This window comes from Vibrio sp. ABH4_348 (genome assembly GCF_056159765.1).
In genome coordinates this window covers 759,340-776,448 of the sequence record NZ_JBSWVW010000002.1, presented here as the reverse complement: position 1 = coordinate 776,448, position 17,109 = coordinate 759,340, and the positions used below count along the sequence as shown (strand labels likewise).

Below are 17,109 nucleotides of genomic sequence, written 5' to 3'. Positions count from 1 at the left end.
ATTCGGTCTTTTACGTCGATAATTAGCTAGATTGGGCTGGCCAATTTTCAAAGTGTATGCGTTCATCGGCAATGTAGAAAATCTGATCACCCGTGCTAACCACTGTGGTTAGGTTCGCGTTAATTTGCACGTCGGTTTCGTTGTGTTTGCGAATAGCAATTACAGTGGCTTCGTGTCTTTGCTTAAATTCGGTGAAAATGTCGTTAAGAGTAAATTCAGCGACTCCAGCAGGAACCGTTACACTGTAATTAGTTTGGCCTTTGTGTGTACTCACTAACTCGGAATGAACCAAACTAGAACCGGCATCGATCACCGACTTCGCTAACAATTCGGTACCCAAGTTGGAAATGCATTCTGCATTGGGAATGTGCTGGTTGAGGATCTTACATTTCACTTCATCAATGAAATTAGCAACCATATTGGCTTTTTGATTAAACGGCGCAACAAACAAGGCAATGGTCAGTGTCATCTCGTCTGAATCTGTATCTACCACTATGGTAGAGGCTTGTTCAATCTTGGCGCGCTTGAGATCTTGCTCATCGGTAAAGCTTGAAGCACTAATAAACTGAATACCAGTGTCGGGCGAAAATGGATTTTCTTCCAGCTCAACACTGACCAATACAATATCTCTGCGGCCCGTTTCTTCGCGCTGGATCATTTTGATCAGGTGAGGGGTACGAGTCTTGTTATAACCCAAAATGACAATGTGATTGTTTATGTCCAACATATGTTGTCCTCGAAAGCGGCGATAGGCCAAAGAAGAGAAAAAGTAAGCGGCTTTACCAATGATCAGACCAAATACACCCAATCCGACTGGAATAATCCACACGCCAGCGAAGATTTGACCCGCTTGTGTAGATGGCGAGAAATCGCCATAACCCACGGTGCTTATGGTCACCACAACAAAATAGACAAATCGGGTTAAGCTTTCCGTTAGTTCTTGCTCACCACAGAGTAAAAGCCCGAGGTAGGTCACCAGCGCATACACAACAAATGATACGCCAACACTCAACCTGCTGAGCTTTTCCAGTAAGCGAGAAATGTACCTATCCCAAATGGTGATGTACTTTTCCATAGTAAAATCAGTCTCGTAACTCGAATCTGCTATAGTAGCGAGATATGTCTATTCACTCTAGCCCTGTTTTGGCTAATCAACAATCAGCCTTACTTTGATAAGAGCAAGGCAGGTTGTCATTGGGCTATCGTTTGCCACCCGCTTTTTTGAGAAGTTGCCTTTTGAGCCTGCGTTTTTCCCCTCCTCGACCACCTTTGCATTTGCGGTGCTCTCGGTCTTCTTCAAAGCTTGGCTGATAACCTTCCAACCACTCTTGCGGTAGTCGCTGGTCAATCAGCGTTTCGATTGCCGTCAACATACCTTCTTCATCACGGCTGACCAAAGAGATTGCCTGCCCTTCTTTACCCGCTCGACCCGTTCTACCAATTCGATGGATATAGTCTTCTGGCTGATGCGGTAATTCGTAATTGAAAACAACATCCAACGAAGGAATGTCGATACCTCTAGCTGCAACGTCCGTCGCAACCAACACTCTCACTTTACCGGTTTTAAACCCTTCCAAGGCTCGATTCCTCGCACCTTGAGTACGCTCGCCGTGAATCGCCTCCGCTTTGAGCCCATCAAGTTTTAATTCTTGCGCTAGCTTTTCAGTGGTTTGCCTTGTTTTCGCAAATACCAATACCTGTTGCAGGTTGCGCGAACCAATCAGATAGGAAAGCAATTCGCGTTTGCGCTTTCTATCTACTGGATACACCATTTGCTTAACGGTATCGGCAGTACTATTGGTTGCTGACACCTCAATCTGCTCCGGGTCATTGAGCAGTTTGTACGCGAGATTCAGAACTTGCTTTGGGTAGGTAGCAGAAAAGAACAAGGTTTGTCTTTTGGCTGGGATGCGTCTCATCAAACGTTTGATGTCATCGATAAAACCCATGTCGAGCATGCGGTCGGCTTCATCTAGAACCAGAGTTTGAATGGCGTCGAGCTCTAAGGTGCCGATATGTAGATGGTCCAATAATCGGCCCGGCGTTCCAACAACCACATCAACACCAGAATCAAGTCGCTTTTTTTGTGGGCCAATACTCGCACCACCGTATAACGCGACCGTATTTAATTCGGTGTTTTCGCTGTACTGAACAAACTTTTCATAGACTTGCTGCGCCAATTCGCGTGTTGGTGTGACGACTAGCACTCTAGGTTTGTTAGCTGTTTGTTTAGACTCGATCAGTTTGTGTAGTAGTGGGAGTGCAAAGGCCGCCGTTTTACCAGTTCCGGTCTGCGAGCCCGCCATTACATCGCTGCCCTGTAGTACCAACGGAATCGCCTCAGTTTGGATCTCGGTAGGGACCGTGTAGTTAAGTTTCGCTAAGGTCGATTTAAGGGATTCTGATAACTGTTCAAATACAGAGGATGACATAACACTTCCGGCCAGCAATAAAATTCCAGCGGAGTGTAGCAAATTCATATCAAAAGGCACAAAAAAGCCGGAGTAAATCCTCCGGCTGGTGTTGTTAGGTAAATTGTTGTTAGGTAAATGCGCGTTTATTTACCAATCTGGTTTAGCAAACTTTCAAACTCGTCGACCTTGGCAGAAATACGTTCAATACTTTGCTGCCAAAAATCTGGACCCGACAAATCCATAGACAGGTGTTTTTGAACCACATCTTCAGCCATCATCGCACCAGTATCACGAAGCAAGGCTACGTAGTCTGGATAGAATTTATCGCCTTTCACCGCGCGCTGTGCGTAGATCCCTTTAGAGAACAAATAACCAAATAGATACGGGTAGTTGTAAAAACTCACCGATGAAATTGCAAAGTGCAGTTTGCTAGCCCAGAAGTATTGATCCGACTCAGACATAGATTCGCCGTACCAGTCAGACCAAGTATTAGCCATCAGCTTACACAAGTCGTCAGCGGAAAGTTCTCCATCAGCTCGTCTCTCATAAAACGCTTTTTCAAACTCATAACGCACTGGGATATTAATGGTTAAAGCGTACGCAGAAGATAGCTCCTCCCACAACATTTCCAACTTTTCTTCCGGAGTCGACGCTTGCTCCATCAAGTAGTCTTGTACAATGTTTTCAGCAAAAATAGAGGCCGTTTCCGCTAAGGTCATAGGGTAGCGAGTCTCAACCAAAGGCATGTCTTTCATTACCCAATTGTGGAATGCGTGGCCTAGTTCGTGCGCGAGTGTCATAAGATCTGAACGACTGCCCGACCAAGTCATAAATACCAAGGGCGTTCTCGAGTTCGCCAGTTTGGTGCAATAGGCACCCAAACGTTTGACGTCTGAAGGCGCGGCATCAATCCAGCCATTATTTACCATCACATCAACAAAATCTGCCATCTCTTGGTCAACTTCGGCAAAGGCATTTCGAATGACATCAATGGCTTCATCAAAATCATAAACCTTAGGTTCACCGCTAAAAACGGGCATCGCTGCTAGGTGATTCCACGGCTTCATCTCCGAGATACCATGAACACGAGCCATCAACTTACCTGCTTTTTGACCAACAGTGCGAGTTTGCTTAGTTATCGTCATCATTGAATCTAATGTTGCTGATTCAATGCGACTGGTATGCAGCGACGGGTCTAAGAAGTGCACGGGTTTAGTATGCGAGCGTTTTTGGTATTCCGTTAAACGCCAACCTGAAAGGCCATTTAGAATTGAAGCAAAACTCTCTCTGTGCGTTGCCATCGCTTCTTGAATGCCACGCCAAACCGCTTCTTGCTTGTCAAAGTCCGCGCCATACAAAATGCTCGCTGCTTGCGAAAAGCCAAGCGTTTCGACGCTTCCATCAGCTTGTTTAACTTGAATCTTAAGCGTACCGGTCAAGTTGTCGTACAATCTTTCCCAACCATCTTTACCATCGACTTTCATTGCCGATAGCAACTGCTCTTCTTCCACGCTCAAACTTTGCGTCGCATTTTTTCTAAGCTGCTGAATAACAAAAGTCTGCGCAGAAACATCGCTATTATCACTTGCCAATACTGAATCAATAAATGCTTGCTCGGCATGAATTAAGGTTAACTCATATGGGCTAAACGCTTGTGCCAATTCAGACTTGAGTTTGTCTGAACGACCAACTAGGTTTTTGGCTTGAGCGTGAGTTGCGTCTACTGAGGTATAACAGTTTGCAAATGTGGCGACAGTCGCCAATTTACACAGTGCCGATTCATACGTTGCGATAGCTGATTGCATCACGGGCACGTCGTTGCGCGACTTGGTATTACTCTCCAATTCGCTAATTTCCGATTGGATTTCAGTAATATCCGTTTCAATCTTAGTATCGTCTAGATTCTTGTAGGCGATCGATAAATCCCAACTAGGTGCGGTCATTTAGCATTCCTTGAATGTCGTCGTTTTCTTTCTTCTTGGAATATTACACTGTGAACAGCAGTGTTCCTATTTTCGAATCGTTAGGCTTTGTTTAAACAACCTAACAACCAAATTAACGTGACAAGATTCACACTTATGTCAATCAACAATTCCCTTAGAGTTAACTCTAACTCTTAGCCTACTCCCAACTTAACGAACATATGAATCAATTAGAGGTAGCAATGAAAACTCGTCGTTTGGGAAATTCAGATTTAGACATTTCAGTTCTGGGCATTGGCACATGGGCAATTGGTGGCAACATAGGCCAGTGGGGCTGGGGTCAGCAAGATGAAAAAGATTCAATCCGAGTCATACAGGAATCGGTAGAACAAGGCATTAATTGGATAGATACCGCGCCAGCCTATGGCCTTGGCAATGCGGAAATCGTGGTTGGTAAAGCCATCAAGTCAATGAGTGAAAAGCCGCTTATCTTCACCAAATGTGGATTTCGTTGGCAGCCCAATACGGGTGAACTCTACGGAGACCTAAGTAAAGAATCGGTTATCAAAGAAGTGGATGAGAGCCTGCAACGTTTGGGCATCGAACAAATCGATTTGTACCAAATTCACCGTCCGCTAGATGAACCACAAATTGAGCAAGCTTGGCTCGCAATGCAAGAGCTAAAGCAGCAAGGAAAACTGCGTTACCTAGGCGTATCTAATTTCTCGGTAGAGCAGCTAGAATTAGTCAATCAGTTAGGTGACTTAATCTCAACTCAACCCGGTTATTCAATGATTAACCGTGAGGTAGAGCAAGATGTCTTACCTTGGTGTCACGCCAACACCGTCGGAACCATTCATCATTCAACCATGTCGAATGGTTTGTTGACGGGCACTTGGAGCCATGACCGCAAAGCCAAACTAGACCCTAGTGACTGGCGACATAAGAGCCATCAATTCCAAGAGCCAACCTTTAGTCACAACCTAAAGCTGGTAGAGTTTTTAGGCGCGATGGCTAAAGACAAGGGATGCAGTGTCGCGCAACTTAGCATTGCGTGGACGTTGGCAAACCCTGCAACAACAGGTTCAATTATCGGTGCCAGAAACATCGAACAGCTCAACGGACTTTTGCCCGCTGCCAACGTCATCCTAACCGAACAAGACTTGTTTGAAATTGACGCTTTTCAGCGGTCATTGGCGGCATAAAAAATCGTCCACCTAGCTTCTTATGAAATTAGGTGGACGTTTTCTTATCTGTTCTAATACGCCTGTCGGAATGACTGGCTTAGTAATTATCGATATTTCACAACAACTTAGTGTAGTTATCGATTTTCCAATTGACGTGCTCTAAGCACTCTTCGATTTCGGCTTTTTCTTTGTCGAGTTTCTTTTTGTGCTCTTGCAAAATGGTAAGCAGAAAACCGTAATCTTGATTGGCATCGTCGGCGCGGCTCGCCGCGTAAGCTTGGATGTGTTTGAGTGGCATACCCGTTTTTTTGAGGCATTGCACGAAGTGAATCCAATGAATGTCATGCTCTCGGTAAAAGCGATTACCTGATGCATCTCTCGGAATTGGGTAAATCAGCCCCTGTTTTTCGTAATAACGTAATGTGTGGCAGCTTAAACCACTTTTTTCAGCTGCGTCTTGAATCCTCAAGTGTGCTCCCTTGTATAACTAACTTGATCCAAATGTCTTTGATTTCAAACCTAAAGGCCACGTTATTGGTTATTTCAACGGATCACCTTCTGGTAGTACACTGTGCATCCAAATCGCCAAGCGTTTTTTGATATTCGCGCCATCCTGTTTATCTTCCGGTAATGGTGTTATTTGCTTAACGCTCACCAAAAATAAATAGACAGCTTTTGCTTTAATCGGCATTGAAGAATGGGGTAAATCTAACCCTTGCATCTTGGCCATCTTACAGCCAACTTCTAGGGCTTTTTTCAGAAGTTTGTCTTCATGTTGTAACTTGCTAGCTTTAGACATTGAGTCACCCTCTTATTTTGTTTAACTCAACATAACACAAAGACTTGCGAGCAAAATGACTTTGTTTGCAAGGGGAGATCTAAATCAGGCAACGCTTTTTGAACAACTAACATAAATGGTGAAGCGCCAAGAATCTTCTAACTTCAGCAACCAAAATACGTTAGAATCGCCGGCTACTTTTTGTATTGAGTTTTTTTGATGACTACAGCCACGACCTTTGACGAACTTGGCCTTATTCCTGAACTGTTAGCTCGACTTGCTGAGCTTGAATACGCTAAGCCTACTCCAATTCAAGCGCAGGCCATCCCTAGCGTATTGGATGGCAGCGACCTAATTGCTGGTGCTAACACGGGTTCCGGTAAAACGGCTGTATTTGCTACAGGTTTACTGCAGCAGATTTTTTTGGCTAAACAAAAGGCTCAATCAACAGCCGACGGTCGCAAAGGTAATTTCGTTACTGGTTTGGTTCTCGTACCGACTAGAGAACTGGCAACGCAAGTTGCAGACAACATAAAGTCGTATTCAGCTCACTTTAACGGGGCGATTAAAACGGTCGCGGTATTCGGTGGCGTTTCTGTTAACAGACAAATGCAAATTCTAAGAGGCGGAACTGACATCTTGGTCGCTACACCCGGTAGATTACTGGATTTGGTATCGAGTAACGCGATTAGACTAAACCAAGTCAAAACATTGGTACTTGATGAAGCTGACCGTATGTTGGGTTTAGGCTTTACCGACGAATTGAATGAAATTCTTGCTCTCGTACCTAGCCAAAAACAAACATTACTGTTTTCGGCCACTTTCCCAGAACAAGTTCGGGAACTGACCAATAACCTGCTTTCTAACCCCGTTGAAATTCAAGTGCAAAGCCACGATGCGAGTACCGTCGTGCAACGAGTATTCGAAGTAGATAAAGGTAAAAAAACTCAATTACTCGCACATTTGATTCAGTACAACGAATGGCGTCAGGTCCTTGTGTTTGTAAATGCAAAAAACCATTGTGAAAACCTTCTAGATAAACTGAGGAAACGCGGTATCTACGCTCAAGTTTTTCACGGAGATAAAGGGCAAAACGCGCGTATCCGAGCTCTAGAAGATTTTAAATCTGGGGAATTCCCAGTCCTGATTGCGACCGATATTGCCGCCCGTGGATTAGACATTGAAAAACTACCAGTAGTCATCAATTTCAACTTACCGAGAAGCCCAGCCGATTACATGCATCGAATTGGACGAAGTGGCCGTGCCGGCGAGATTGGCTTGGCGATTTCTCTGATTGACCACGAAGATGCACATCATTTCAAAGTAATCGAAAAGAAAAATAAGATTCGTCTAGAGCGGGAACAAGTAGCGGGGTTTAAGGTAACCGAGTCATTTAACACTATTGCGCCTGCTAACAAACCAATGGCTAAGCCGGAAGGTATGGGCAAGAAGAAACGCAAAAAGAAACCCAATAAAGGTAATGAGTAAAGGTATAGCCTCCTCAAGCTCAGTTTCTATGGAAAAAGGCGACACTCCAAGCTAGTGTGTCGCCAATAGTATCTAATCGCCAAATACAGTTAAAACATGCCGTTATCATGTGCCATGTTTTCTGGGATTTGCTGTATCACGTCCCAATGTTCAACAATTTTTTGACCTTCTACTCGAAAAATGTCGACTAACGCATTCCCTGGTTTACCACTTTCAGGATCAAATACGTGGATATGCAGTACGACAAGGTCATCATTACTAATGACTTGCTTAATATCCCACTTTTGGGTGCTCGGTAAAGTAGGCAGCCATCCTCCAATTGCGCTAACAAAGCCGTCACGCCCAGTCGGAACGAAAGGGTTATGCTGAATGTAGTCTTCGACTAAATATTCATTTGCAACCTCAACCACATCTGCTCGCTCATTAAAGGCTTTATTGTAAAAGCTCACCACCAGCTCTTCAGGGGTTCGCTCGGCTTTAGCAAAAGCTCCAAAAGACATCGTTAGCAATACGCTCATTAATAGATATTTCATCATCTTCTCCAATCTCATAAAACGCACATCCATCGTGCGGCACCAGAATGTCGAGATTTGTACTTTCTAACCATGAAACTTCTGTCCATTAAATATTTGTTTTTTATCTTTAATAAATTCAATTAATTAAGACAGATTCAAAACTAAACTGTACACTGTCCGTGCTACTGATATTTCGACTTATACTAGAAAAGTAAATAAAACCAATGGCTAGGTATTACTTTGATCGGTTTGAATTTATTCCGAAAATTCATCAACTGACCGATAAAAAAACAGGTAAGGTCAGGCAGATCGAACCGAAAATCTCCAAGTTGTTGGAAGCTCTGCTGTCTTCGTCACAAGAAGTGATGGAGCGTCATGTCCTTATTGATCTATTGTGGCCGTCCACAACCACCGGCGCGGAGAATCTCAATCGTGCAATTTTTGCTTTGCGCAATCTTCTCAATGACGACAGTAAACAACCAAAGTTTATTCAAACGATTCCTAAAGTAGGGTTTCGGCTACTAGTTGATGTTGAAGTAACATCCTTAGAAAAGCTGAACACTATCAATTCAGAATCCGACGAAAAAAGTCCCTATTTAAACGTTCGCTCTAAAAACCTTGTTTGGTTTGCGCTGGCAGCGTGCGTCGCTATAGTCACAACAACCGTAATTTGGCTGTTACCATTAGAGCAACACAGAAGCCTTTCCTTCGGATCGGTTCAAACCGTAAGTAATAGTATTGCGACTGAATCTAGCTTCAGCGTTTCCCCGTCAGGAACAATGGCGTCCGTAATAAACAACGAATCTATTATCGCCAATGGCGTTACTTATCGTCCGAAAGCACTTAATCACGTGTTGGAGATTGATTGGATAGATGACCGGTTTCTTGTTTATCTAGCAAAAGGGAAAGGCGCATACCAAATTCGAAAACTCGATATCTTTTCTGGCGAAAGTGAAACCATAGCGCTAAGTGAACACCGGATGTCCAACTTAGTCTTCGACAAAGAAGTTTGGTATCTTGATCACCTAAATAATAGTGAACAACATATTCGATACTTGTCATTGGAAGGGCAGCAAGTCGCCACAAAAGCTAAGCGCTGGCCAACCCCGTTTACCGACCAGATCTCCCACTTCGCAGTTTCGAACAACCAAGTATTAGTTCATGAAGGCAATACCTTCTGGGAAGTTAATCGCGATACAAAAAATTACCAACATTTGGACATTCAAATAGACCAAGTTAATTCACTAACATCCAGTCCATTTGGCTGGCTAGGTGTTGGAGAGCTCGGCGGAAAATCAGGTATTTATCAGCTTGGTCTTGAATCCACTTTATTGCTCTCAAACCCACCTCCAAGTTCGATACGTGCGGTTGAAGCGTTTGGTGAACAACTGTTCTTTCTCTCAGAGTCGAAGCACTTAGACATTTTTGTAGAAGATCTACTAGGCAAACAAGTCAGTGTTGGAAATAGTGCCGGTGAAGAGGTTGGAGGCATCTTATCTCATGATGGCCAATGGCTCTATTTTGCCAGCAATCGGACTGGTTCGTACGAAGTTTATCGGCAAGACCTGCACAACCAAAACATTTCCCAGCTTACTTCGGTTCAAGCAGATTGGATTGGCGCCATCTCCGTAAGCTCAGATTTGACCGAATTTGCGTTCCATTATGTTAAAGGCAATCACCACATCGGATGGCAACAAAATGGCAAACTGGTAAACAAAGAAGTTGAACGGCTTAAGTTTCCATTATTGATAAACACAAATGGGTCGGAGCTTTACGCGAGCGAACATACCAGCCAGGTCAACCTTTCTACCTATGATAGTGATTTGAATGAGATCGATTTTAAAAAGTTTGCTGGATTATACCTGTGGCAAGACAACGAACAGATCGCACACGTCGACTACTCAAGAGCTGCCTTGGTGAGCGGTAAACGCACATTGACGTCTATTCAAAACTTGGATGCATTATCTCCGGGACAAATTAGTTGGTATGACGACAATCTTTGGCAACTTAATGGCTTAGAATTACTTCGAGATAACCAATCGGTTCGCACATTGCCGCCACTTGTCTATGTCACCCATATAAACCCAAAGGCTGAACTTGTGGTTTACCAAGCTCCGGTGGTGGTTAGTGCGGATGTGTTTAAGGCCAAGTTGACTCAGTAACGAGACTTCAGTTTAACGAAAAAACCTAAAAGTCATCACTACTAAGGCGTGCCGTTCTTACTTGAGCCAGGGTGCAACCTGTCTCTTCCATCAGTTGATGGAGAGTGATGCTTTCATTGTTGGAAATTAACTTAGCAAGTTTGATTTCAATTGGCTCAAGTTGCTCTCGATTTTTATTCAAAACCGACGCGAGTTTATCGATAACAAAGCGGTAAATCGTTGAGTCCAAATCCGTTAGTTCTAGGGCAAGCAATTCAATGTCTTTGAGCTCACCAGCCAATATCCAGTTTCGAGAGCGACGGACACGCTTAACCTCACAATGATTTTGCAGCGCAAGGGCTTTAAGTTCTTTGGCGTTGTCTCCACCAATACGGTGTATTAATGAAGGTAAAGCGACTGTAATTTGACTATCAGACATTAGCACGGGTTAACCCAATTACGATTCTACTAACATGGGCACCAATACCTGTCTTCCGACTAACTGATTGATCAACGCTTCGCCTTCCAGCCAATCACCGAATCCTGCTTCGGTATGAAAATGGCTGGCGCCCTTTTTTACAAGGAGGTTGGAGCCCCACTGGTTGGCGATTTCCTTACTTCGAGACAAAGACGCATGTTCATCATTATCGCTACACACAACTAATGACTTGAACGGCAGCTTGTGAGTTGCCATAGGTCGCTGAACTTGAATTTCAGCTACAGCACTTGGCGCATCAATATCAGCGGGAGCGACAAGAAAAGCAGCTTTGACCCGAGTACTGTCATGTTTTTCAGTCCACTGAGCTATCACATTCGCCCCACAGCTATGTCCAACAAGCACAATGTCGCCTTCAACCGAAGAAACACAACGCTCTAAACCAGCTATCCACTCTTCACGATCTGGGCATTCCCAATCCTTTTGCTCTACACGAATAACGTTTTGATGTTTTCGCTCGATAAACGTCATCCAATGCTCTGGTCCAGCATTGGTATAACCGGGAGAGAGAATAATTGTCGCCATGTCAGTTCCTTGAAAATTAGGGCTTTATGAGAATATGAACGTTATAACATGACTGGCATCCAACAACCATGAGACCGACATTTTTGATGCTAAACGACAAGTTTTTAATAGGACCAACGTCGATAAGTGAGAGACGAACATATACGTTGGTAAGATATTCAAAAAAAAGGACCTCTCAAGCCGACAAATACATGATATAAAAGTCAGTAACAGCCCAAAATTCCAATTTCGGAATCCCTTGCAGTCAGAATGGGAAAGCGTCTTTAAACGTCAATTAAAGAAACGTAAATCAGGCATTCATCGATAGGTAACCATTGTGAAAATCAGCGTTGTCATTCCAGCTCATAATGAAGAGAAATACATTGCTCGATGTCTCACCTCAATAGCAGAGCAACACTCCCCTAAGGAACTGCAAGTTGAGATTATTGTGGTGTTGAATCGATGCACAGACGGTACAGCCGACATCGCAAAAACATACGGTGCGAAATTAGTTAATAACGAATCTAAAAACCTATCTGAAATAAGAAATGCTGGTGTCGCTCAGGCCACATCAGATTGGATTGTCACTATTGATGCCGATAGTTGGATGTCGAAAGGGGTATTAGCAGAAATAGTGAAATTCTCTAAAAACCCCAACGCCCTAGGTGGTGGAATCAAAATTAAACCGGAGCGTTTGTCTCCCGGAATTGCTGCTGGCTATGGAATGATGTTGCTGCCCGCTTTTTTCCTTGGGTTGTCTTTTGGTATGTATTGGTTCAAAAAATCGGATTTCGAAGCCATTGGCGGTTTTGATGAATCTCTTCATATAGCTGAGGACGTTGATTTTCTTCACAGACTAAAAGCACATGGGCGAAAAAGTGGTAGACGTCATACCATTATTTCTTCCGAGACTGTCACAACATCTTGCCGGAAATTCGATGAGTTTGGCGATTGGCATTTCATTCGAATATTCGGAAACCCCTTTCAAGTAAAACGAGCAATTTCGGGTAAAGATCGTAAGTATCTAGATAAACATTGGTATGATGTAAAGCGCTAGTGATGATGAGAACACTCGAAAATTAAGCGATTTCCAGTAAACAACCCTTCTAATTTAAGATCAGTAGTAGGCAGTATGATTAAAAATTTTTTGGATACTCCAAGTCAAACATGTGAAGGCTCACACGATGGTCTAGGAAAATATGATTTGTATGAAATCTGGGGTTCAAACGACTTTAAAAGCGACATCGATTTTATTGACAGAGTAACGATCCCGCCAAATTCCACCGTTGGTAATCACAAGCACGGAAACAACGAGGAAATGTATGTGGTATTGGAAGGCTCTGGTGAAATGACATTAAACGGCAAGACAGTCTCAATCAAAAAGGCGACATGATATTGAATCAACCTTTTGGTGAACACGCTCTTGTAAACAACTCACAACACAACATCGAATTGTTAGTCATTCAGGTTTCATTGTGATTCAAATAATGGTCAATTGAATGAAAACACTTGCTCGAAAGCTCTACACCTTGTTTGGTCAGTTTCTCAGCCAAAGATCAAAAAAAGACAAAAAATCAACGCTCTTTCGAAGATGTCTATGGTTAATTTTTCTAGCTCTTGCTTGGTTTTCAATAAAACACTTTTCTGAATTTGTTGACGTTGACCGTTGCCTTGATAACGGCGGGAAATACAATTATTCAGAAAACAACTGTGAATTCAGTTGACTCAGATTAAAGGACTTTTTTAGTTTTTTACTCCCCCCTAACTACCAGAAAGTTAAATATTGATGATCTACTTTGAATTACTGAGTTTAATTCTGGCACTGGTTTGCACCGGATTCGGATACCAAAAAGACAACCGCCATCTGATGCTACTGGGGTTTGTCTTTTGTCTATTGACCTTCACCTTTCAAGATACGGTGCAAAATTTCGAGATGATTTACTACAAGCTAACTTCTTAGATTCTCTCAATAAATCCAAATTTTTTTAACGTTAGCGGCAAGTGATCTTGCGGCTAACGCTTTCAATTTATCAAAGCTTTGATATTGAGACATGTAAGTAAACTTGTTTAGCCGACAACAAATAACTTAACAGCTGCCATAGTCGCAACAGCGCGGATAAGCCAAACAAACTGCTGTGGTTTAAGCTTTTTCAGTAGGTAGTGACCGATTATCGCACCTAGAAGCAAACCGGGTATCGCTTGCAAACTTACCACACTACTTTCCCAAGTTAGTAACCCTGTACTAATCATCATCGGAATTTTGGCAATATTAATCAGGAAGAAAATCCAAGCCCTTGTACTTACGTAGGATTCTTTTGATATTTTCTGTTCCATTAAATAAAGGCTAAATAGTGGACCCGCTGCGTTAGATGTCATGCTGACAAAGCCAGCGATTAGCCCCATTACATTCCCTGACAGTCTGCTTTTCATAAAGTTTGCAGGGTATTTTTCCAGCCATACGCCGAGCAAAAGCATCAGCACAATGGTACCACCTAAAAAAAGGGTAAACTGCTCGGCGTTCATGCTTGTTATCATCAATCCACCAAGTACAACACCCACCGTTCCTAGCGGTAAAACGTGTTTAACCACCTTCCATGAAATATTTTTTCGATAGCTGATTACCGCCAATAGGTCTGTGATGAAGTAAATCGGCAGAATAACCCCTAATGCCTCTGGTCCGGGAAATGCAATCATCAAAATCGGTAAGATGAGTAACCCCATACCGCCGATAGAAAATTTTGAGAAACCAGTGACCAAACCAGCCAAAAGTACAATTAATAATGTGTTATCCATAGGCACGCTCTCTTTTACAACAATATGGCTATGGTATCTGCAATTTTGATAGTAAAATAATTGCGTTTTTCTTTTATCATGAAAGGAAATAACTATCATGACTCATGATCAAATTCGCGCTTTTGTTGCGGTTGTCGAAAATGGAAGTTTCCGTTCAGCAGCAGAAATGTTGTTCAAAACACAGCCAACCATCAGTTCTTCCGTTCGTTCACTGGAAGAACAATTCGACATTCAATTATTTGATCGAAATAGCTACCGGCCTACTCTCACCGAAGCAGGCAAAGCATTTTATCGGCAGGCAAAACAAGTTCTTACTCAAGCTGGTGAACTAGAGATGTTAGGCCACCAGTTGGCAAAAGGAGAAGCGCCAACGCTGTCATTATCTATCAGCGCAATGTGTGCATCTCCTCCGGGACTTGAAAAAATAAAGCAGTTCAGTGTTGAGCACCCAAATATGCGGCTTAACATCACGACAGAACATTTATCTGGGGTGCTTGAGCAGTTACTTGTTGAAAAAGCCGAGCTGGCGATGGGACCTCACCTCGGGATGGATGACAGATACGAATTTGTTGAGATTTCTCGTATAAAAATGATGACGGTAGTCGCTCCCAACTATTTGAATGTTGATCTTGAAAAAGAAGTAACGCAAAAGATATTGCGAAAGTTGCCCCACATCCTGATTTCCGATACAGGATCAGTTGCGCCCTTTGATCATGTTAATGTCCTAGTCGGAGGGCAACGTTGGTATGTAAATGACTACCAGATGAAGAAATCCCTGCTGTTAGCAGGAATGGGCTGGGCTCGAATACCTGAGCATATCATCGAACACCAGCTACAAGAACGTACGCTGATCCCGATTCAAGTTGAAAATTTCAACTCGCAAAGCCATGTACCCATTTACTTAATTCGCTTGAAAGATCAGCCGTTAAGTCAACTAGCCAAAGAGTTTTGGCAGCAGTTTACCGATTAGGTATAAATCTAATTGGAAGAGTATATTAAGCGTAAATACTTTCTAAAACACTGTGCGCATTCTCGACCGATCATAAAATGCTCCTGTTCATGACTTCTAGGTAGTGACTTTTAAACTCTCGCTCTGAGACACCATGAACCACTTCAATCTGTTTAGGACCTGATTTCTCTATCTTGGTTTTACCACACTGGTTGTCGTGCTCAGTTTCCGTTAGCTCAACAGACAAAAATTCTAGCTGAGAATGAATTTGAGCAAGTGATTCAGACGCAATACAAGCCGCCAACAAGTCAAAGACAGGAACTGGCATTCCCTCGTTACATTGGCCCATCTTTTGTTGAAAAATACCTCTTGCCAAGGCAGTGATTGGATCGCAGTAACTAAGCTTATCTGGATAGGAATCGTTCAGTAAAACATGGTTACATGCATCTAACGGTACTAAGCAGATAGGTAGACTAGATTGAAATACGATATGAGTAGCAACAGGGTCTATGTAGATATTCCACTCAACTGAATAATTCGTTGCATAGATTGAGCCTTGCTCCCACTCCGGCTTAGCGTTGTTGAGATGAGCTACGTTACCATCTACGTATACTGCACCCGCCATAGCCACTATGCCGTCAACGTTTTTTAGCCGTTCTTCAGAATAGAACTCGACCATTTTTGCAATATTAGTAAACCCACCAAGAGATAAGATCGTTATCTGGTCATCGCTTTCTTCGACTAGATCCCCCATTAGCTGCCATGCAGGGCGAGGATCAGTTTCAACGTCACGCAGAGTTGTAACAGAGCTAAGTAGCCCCATCATATCGTTCATATCGTTTTTAAAGGGCTGCGGAAACTTATGGTCGTACTTGATTGGAACACTTGCACCAGCGCCTACCCGTGCCTTGGTATTTTGGCTAAGCCCAAGTAATGTTTTGGCTATTTGAACCCCGCAAGGTAGATCTGTTTCACCACATCCCGAAACTGTAATCGCTAAAACATCGATATCTGGATGTTTCATTAAATACAAGATCGATAAGCAATCATCCCACCCCATATCAGAGTCGATTATCACTTTCCTACGCGGTTGTTGCATCATGGGTCCTTCTAATCTTCAAGCTTACTAAAGGCTCTAAAAATTCACCGTAAACTCACTGAACTGCTTGGGTTGCCGCTAAAGAGGATATGGGAGTAATTGTTTTAACAATCGAGAGCCGTGTTACAGGAAAGTTAACAGAATTTGTTGGAAACAATGAAACGCCAACCTAAGCCGTGTGATTGAGGTAACATTATATTAGCCAAATGAATGAATATTTGAAAAGGACATCGTCCTTGGTAACGACATGAGCTGATTGCATTCAGTTTTAAGCGACTCGTTTCGAGTTAAATGTAACCCCATAATGATATTGAGTTAATTAATAAAACTGGGTAGTTTACTCTACTACTCTTACTCAACTAGTCACAAACCTTTAGGAGCTAACACTATGTATATCGCAATGAATCGCTTCAAAATTAAACTTGGCTGTGAACAAGAATTTATCGATATTTGGAAGAATCGAGACTCTTACTTAGAAGAAGTTCCGGGGTTTGTAAGCTTTCACCTTCTGCAGGGCGAAAGCACTGATGAATACACATTAATCTCTTCCCATGCGACTTGGGAGTCGAAAGACGCTTTCGTGAACTGGACAAAATCTGAAGCATTTAAAAAGGCTCATTCAGGTGCATCACAAACCAGAGACTTGCACGCTGGCCGACCGAACTTAGAATGCTTTAACGTAGTGATATAAGGAAGGTACTTGTAGGGTTGTCAGAGTACTAGCTAAATCATCATCCGACTGAGTAGCCGCTTAATTTGCTATTTTACACTCAGCCTGTATTCACCATTGCCAATCCAAGCTACCGCCAAGTAACTTCCTTCA

General features: G+C 42.9%; 17 protein-coding genes. 7 read left to right on the top strand and 10 right to left on the bottom strand.

Annotation, left to right across the window (positions count from 1 at the left end; all coding sequences use genetic code 11):
• Positions 1-22: 22 nt before the first annotated feature.
• The 3 genes from ACXAFJ_RS17300 to ACXAFJ_RS17290 form a co-directional block, all read right to left on the bottom strand.
• Complete coding sequence (locus tag ACXAFJ_RS17300) at positions 23-1,075, bottom strand: ion channel (RefSeq protein WP_475325137.1); 1,053 nt, start codon at positions 1,073-1,075, stop codon at positions 23-25.
• A gap of 124 nt (positions 1,076-1,199) precedes the next feature.
• The gene (locus ACXAFJ_RS17295; RefSeq protein WP_475325135.1) at positions 1,200-2,432 is read right to left on the bottom strand and encodes a DEAD/DEAH box helicase; all 1,233 of its coding nucleotides are present in this window, start codon (positions 2,430-2,432) and stop codon (positions 1,200-1,202) included.
• Between the two features lie 125 nt (positions 2,433-2,557).
• Positions 2,558-4,357 carry a M3 family oligoendopeptidase gene (locus ACXAFJ_RS17290; RefSeq protein WP_475325134.1) on the bottom strand — a complete coding sequence of 600 codons (1,800 nt, stop codon included), beginning with the start codon at positions 4,355-4,357 and terminating at the stop codon, positions 2,558-2,560.
• A gap of 221 nt (positions 4,358-4,578) precedes the next feature.
• Between ACXAFJ_RS17290 and ACXAFJ_RS17285 the strand changes: the two genes are divergently transcribed.
• A complete protein-coding gene (locus ACXAFJ_RS17285; RefSeq protein WP_475325132.1) occupies positions 4,579-5,541 on the top strand; it encodes an aldo/keto reductase in 963 nt (320 codons plus the stop codon).
• Between the two features lie 97 nt (positions 5,542-5,638).
• Here the strand turns inward: ACXAFJ_RS17285 and ACXAFJ_RS17280 are convergent, their stop codons facing one another.
• A complete protein-coding gene (locus tag ACXAFJ_RS17280; protein ID WP_475325130.1) occupies positions 5,639-5,992 on the bottom strand; it encodes a MerR family transcriptional regulator in 354 nt (117 codons plus the stop codon).
• A 69-nt stretch (positions 5,993-6,061) separates the two neighbouring features.
• Complete coding sequence (locus ACXAFJ_RS17275) at positions 6,062-6,322, bottom strand: DUF5062 family protein (protein ID WP_475325128.1); 261 nt, start codon at positions 6,320-6,322, stop codon at positions 6,062-6,064.
• Positions 6,323-6,520: 198 nt separating this feature from the next.
• Between ACXAFJ_RS17275 and ACXAFJ_RS17270 the strand changes: the two genes are divergently transcribed.
• Positions 6,521-7,789 (top strand): DEAD/DEAH box helicase, encoded by a 1,269-nt coding sequence (locus ACXAFJ_RS17270; protein WP_475325127.1) that lies wholly within the window; start codon positions 6,521-6,523, stop codon positions 7,787-7,789.
• A gap of 89 nt (positions 7,790-7,878) precedes the next feature.
• On the opposite strand, the gene ACXAFJ_RS17265 is transcribed toward ACXAFJ_RS17270, so the two are convergent.
• A complete protein-coding gene (locus tag ACXAFJ_RS17265; RefSeq protein WP_475325126.1) occupies positions 7,879-8,322 on the bottom strand; it encodes a nuclear transport factor 2 family protein in 444 nt (147 codons plus the stop codon).
• A 206-nt stretch (positions 8,323-8,528) separates the two neighbouring features.
• Between ACXAFJ_RS17265 and ACXAFJ_RS17260 the strand changes: the two genes are divergently transcribed.
• Complete coding sequence (locus ACXAFJ_RS17260; RefSeq protein ID WP_475325125.1) at positions 8,529-10,466, top strand: winged helix-turn-helix domain-containing protein; 1,938 nt, start codon at positions 8,529-8,531, stop codon at positions 10,464-10,466.
• A 25-nt stretch (positions 10,467-10,491) separates the two neighbouring features.
• Here the strand turns inward: ACXAFJ_RS17260 and ACXAFJ_RS17255 are convergent, their stop codons facing one another.
• Positions 10,492-10,884 carry a ribosome recycling factor family protein gene (locus tag ACXAFJ_RS17255; protein ID WP_475325123.1) on the bottom strand — a complete coding sequence of 131 codons (393 nt, stop codon included), beginning with the start codon at positions 10,882-10,884 and terminating at the stop codon, positions 10,492-10,494.
• 18 nt (positions 10,885-10,902) lie between these two features.
• Entirely contained in the window at positions 10,903-11,466 is a 564-nt protein-coding gene (locus ACXAFJ_RS17250) for an RBBP9/YdeN family alpha/beta hydrolase (protein WP_475325122.1), read from the bottom strand.
• 316 nt (positions 11,467-11,782) lie between these two features.
• On the opposite strand from ACXAFJ_RS17250, the gene ACXAFJ_RS17245 reads away from it, so the two are divergent.
• Entirely contained in the window at positions 11,783-12,502 is a 720-nt protein-coding gene (locus ACXAFJ_RS17245; RefSeq protein ID WP_475325121.1) for a glycosyltransferase family 2 protein, read from the top strand.
• A 75-nt stretch (positions 12,503-12,577) separates the two neighbouring features.
• Positions 12,578-12,838: a cupin domain-containing protein gene (locus ACXAFJ_RS17240; protein ID WP_475325119.1), complete on the top strand. Its 261-nt coding sequence runs from the start codon at positions 12,578-12,580 to the stop codon at positions 12,836-12,838.
• Positions 12,839-13,512: 674 nt separating this feature from the next.
• Here ACXAFJ_RS17240 and ACXAFJ_RS17235 read toward each other — a convergent pair.
• Entirely contained in the window at positions 13,513-14,238 is a 726-nt protein-coding gene (locus tag ACXAFJ_RS17235) for a sulfite exporter TauE/SafE family protein (protein ID WP_475325118.1), read from the bottom strand.
• A 97-nt stretch (positions 14,239-14,335) separates the two neighbouring features.
• On the opposite strand from ACXAFJ_RS17235, the gene ACXAFJ_RS17230 reads away from it, so the two are divergent.
• Positions 14,336-15,208 (top strand): LysR family transcriptional regulator, encoded by an 873-nt coding sequence (locus ACXAFJ_RS17230; RefSeq protein WP_475325117.1) that lies wholly within the window; start codon positions 14,336-14,338, stop codon positions 15,206-15,208.
• Positions 15,209-15,278: 70 nt separating this feature from the next.
• Here ACXAFJ_RS17230 and ACXAFJ_RS17225 read toward each other — a convergent pair whose 3' ends face one another.
• Positions 15,279-16,286 (bottom strand): nucleoside hydrolase, encoded by a 1,008-nt coding sequence (locus ACXAFJ_RS17225; RefSeq protein ID WP_475325115.1) that lies wholly within the window; start codon positions 16,284-16,286, stop codon positions 15,279-15,281.
• 388 nt (positions 16,287-16,674) lie between these two features.
• Here ACXAFJ_RS17225 and hmuQ point away from each other — a divergent pair, with 388 nt between their 5' ends.
• A complete protein-coding gene (gene hmuQ, locus ACXAFJ_RS17220) occupies positions 16,675-16,977 on the top strand; it encodes a heme-degrading protein HmuQ (protein ID WP_475325114.1) in 303 nt (100 codons plus the stop codon).
• Positions 16,978-17,109 lie beyond the last annotated feature (132 nt).

Bases quoted from the DNA above. Each gene is read 5' to 3' on its own strand.
- ACXAFJ_RS17300 (WP_475325137.1), bottom strand. From the start codon at position 1,075: ATGGAAAAGTACATCACCATTTGGGATAGGTACATTTCTCGCTTACTG.
- ACXAFJ_RS17240 (WP_475325119.1), top strand. From the start codon at position 12,578: ATGATTAAAAATTTTTTGGATACTCCAAGTCAAACATGTGAAGGCTCA.
- ACXAFJ_RS17265 (WP_475325126.1), bottom strand. From the start codon at position 8,322: ATGAAATATCTATTAATGAGCGTATTGCTAACGATGTCTTTTGGAGCT.
- ACXAFJ_RS17285 (WP_475325132.1), top strand. From the start codon at position 4,579: ATGAAAACTCGTCGTTTGGGAAATTCAGATTTAGACATTTCAGTTCTG.
- ACXAFJ_RS17275 (WP_475325128.1), bottom strand. From the start codon at position 6,322: ATGTCTAAAGCTAGCAAGTTACAACATGAAGACAAACTTCTGAAAAAA.
- ACXAFJ_RS17225 (WP_475325115.1), bottom strand. From the start codon at position 16,286: ATGCAACAACCGCGTAGGAAAGTGATAATCGACTCTGATATGGGGTGG.
- ACXAFJ_RS17235 (WP_475325118.1), bottom strand. From the start codon at position 14,238: ATGGATAACACATTATTAATTGTACTTTTGGCTGGTTTGGTCACTGGT.
- ACXAFJ_RS17255 (WP_475325123.1), bottom strand. From the start codon at position 10,884: ATGTCTGATAGTCAAATTACAGTCGCTTTACCTTCATTAATACACCGT.
- hmuQ (WP_475325114.1), top strand. From the start codon at position 16,675: ATGTATATCGCAATGAATCGCTTCAAAATTAAACTTGGCTGTGAACAA.
- ACXAFJ_RS17270 (WP_475325127.1), top strand. From the start codon at position 6,521: ATGACTACAGCCACGACCTTTGACGAACTTGGCCTTATTCCTGAACTG.
- ACXAFJ_RS17290 (WP_475325134.1), bottom strand. From the start codon at position 4,357: ATGACCGCACCTAGTTGGGATTTATCGATCGCCTACAAGAATCTAGAC.
- ACXAFJ_RS17230 (WP_475325117.1), top strand. From the start codon at position 14,336: ATGACTCATGATCAAATTCGCGCTTTTGTTGCGGTTGTCGAAAATGGA.
- ACXAFJ_RS17250 (WP_475325122.1), bottom strand. From the start codon at position 11,466: ATGGCGACAATTATTCTCTCTCCCGGTTATACCAATGCTGGACCAGAG.
- ACXAFJ_RS17260 (WP_475325125.1), top strand. From the start codon at position 8,529: ATGGCTAGGTATTACTTTGATCGGTTTGAATTTATTCCGAAAATTCAT.
- ACXAFJ_RS17295 (WP_475325135.1), bottom strand. From the start codon at position 2,432: ATGTCATCCTCTGTATTTGAACAGTTATCAGAATCCCTTAAATCGACC.